This is a genomic window from Inquilinus sp., assembly GCF_057815775.1.
This window is the reverse complement of record NZ_JBYRFX010000723.1, coordinates 1-1,902: the sequence shown is the minus strand read 5'-3', so window position 1 is coordinate 1,902 and position 1,902 is coordinate 1. Positions and strand designations below refer to the sequence as shown.

General features: G+C 70.9%; 3 protein-coding genes. All 3 read left to right on the top strand.

The genetic code is table 11. The features are described 5' to 3' along the window. The coding region (gene ccmB, locus AC3XYG_RS25335; RefSeq protein WP_489142644.1) for a heme exporter protein CcmB at positions 1-551 on the top strand (551 nt) is incomplete at its 5' end. 315 nt (positions 552-866) lie between these two features. Further along, positions 867-1,283, top strand: a complete 417-nt coding sequence (locus AC3XYG_RS25330) for an SET domain-containing protein (RefSeq protein ID WP_489142643.1) — start codon at positions 867-869, stop codon at positions 1,281-1,283. Positions 1,284-1,343: 60 nt separating this feature from the next. Further along, on the top strand, positions 1,344-1,902 hold a 559-nt coding region (locus tag AC3XYG_RS25325; RefSeq protein ID WP_489142642.1), incomplete at its 3' end, for a heme ABC transporter permease.

The window sequence follows — 1,902 nt, the reverse complement described above, 5'->3', positions numbered from 1 at the left end:
GCATCGGGCCCGAGGCGGCGCTGCTGGCCCGCATCGCCGCCGGCGTGGTCTGGGTCGCGGCGCTGCTGGCGACGCTGCTGGCGCTCGACCGGCTGTTCGCCCAGGACTACGAGGACGGCTCGCTTGACCTCCTGGTGCTGTCGCCGCTGCCGCTCGAGGCGGCGGTGCTGGCCAAGGCGCTGGCGCATTGGCTGCTGACGGGGCTGCCGCTGATCCTGCTGTCGCCGCTGATGGCGGCGTTGCTGGGGCTGCAGGCGGGGGTGTGGCCGGTGCTGGTGCTGTCGCTGCTGCTCGGCACGCCCTGCCTCAGCCTGATCGGCGCAGTCGGGGCGGCTCTGACTTTGGGCGCACGCCGTGGCGGGGCGCTGCTGGCGCTGCTGATCCTGCCGCTGTTCATCCCGGTGCTGATCTTCGGCGCCGCGGCGGTGGAGGCGGCGGCGACCGGCCTGACCGCCCGCCCGCACCTGCTCCTCCTCGGTGGCTGCCTCGCCGCCGCCCTGCCCCTGGCCCCGATCGCCGCCGCGGCCGCGCTCAGACAGGCGCAGTCTTAGAGAGCGAAATTGGTCTGCTGTCGGATGGATCCCGGGGGCATGTCCCATGCCCAAGGCATTTTAGACTGTCATCCTCGGGCTTGACCCGAGGATCCAGGGGCGGCCAGAGCAGGTCTCGACGGCCCCTGGATTGCCGGGTCAAGCCCGGCAATGACAGAAGAGGGGACGGCGCGCGCACCGTCCCGGCAGCCGTTGCCGGCAACGGTCGCGATGTGCGTTTCGCCACAGCAGGCCCGGCCATCGACGCGTTCGTCCTTCGTCCGGGGTGACGCGGGGCCCGGCTTTGCGTAAAGCTTGGGAAAAGGAACCCGGCCCATGCTTCTCGTCCCCACCACCGTCGGGCCCAGCCGGATCGAAGGCCTGGGCCTGCTCGCCGCCGAACCGATCGCAGCCGGCACCGAGGTCTGGCGCTGGAATGCCGTGTTCGATGCCTTCGTGCCGGATGCCGAGATCGCGACGCTGCCGGGACCGGCCCGCGACTTCCTGGAGCGCTACGCCTATCCGGCGCCGGAGCTGCCGGGCGGGCTGTCGCTGAACCTGGACGACGCCCGCTTCATGAACCACAGCGACGACCCGACGCTGGAGACGGTGGGCGAGATCTGCGTCGCCCGGCGCGACATCGCCGCGGGCGAGGAGTTGACCTGCGACTACGGCGCCTTCCATCCGGAGCTGCGCGATGCCATCCAGGCGTCGGGCGGGGCGGCCGGCGGGCCCGCGGGGCGCGGCAATTGAACCGCCGACACACGGCCCGGCTTTGACTATGGTATTTTTCAACGACCGCCACGCCATGCCATGCACCGCTTCGCCAATCCTGCCCGCTCCCTGCGCCTGAGCGCCGCCCTGCGGCCCTGGGCCCTCGGCGTTGCCCTGCTGACGCTGGCGGCCGGGCTGTGGCTGGCGCTGTTCGATTCGCCGCCGGACTACCAGCAGGGCGAGACGGTGCGGATCATGTACATCCATGTGCCGTCGGCCTGGATGGCGTCGATGGTCTACACCACCATGGCCCTGGCCTCAGCCGTCGGCCTGGTGTGGAAGCACCCGGTGGCGGAGCTGTACACCAAGGCGGCGGCGCCGCTCGGTGCCGGCTTCACCGCGCTGTGCCTGCTGTCCGGCTCGCTCTGGGGCCAGCCGATGTGGGGCACCTGGTGGGTGTGGGACGCCCGGCTGACCAGCGTGCTGATCCTGTTCTTCATCTATCTCGGCTACATCGTGCTGGTCTCGGCCTTCGACGACCCGCAGCGCGGCCTCAAGGCCGGGGCGGTGCTGACGCTGGTCGGCGCCGTCAACCTGCCGATCATCAAATTCTCGGTCGACTGGTGGAACACGCTGCACCAGCCGGCCTCGGTGATGA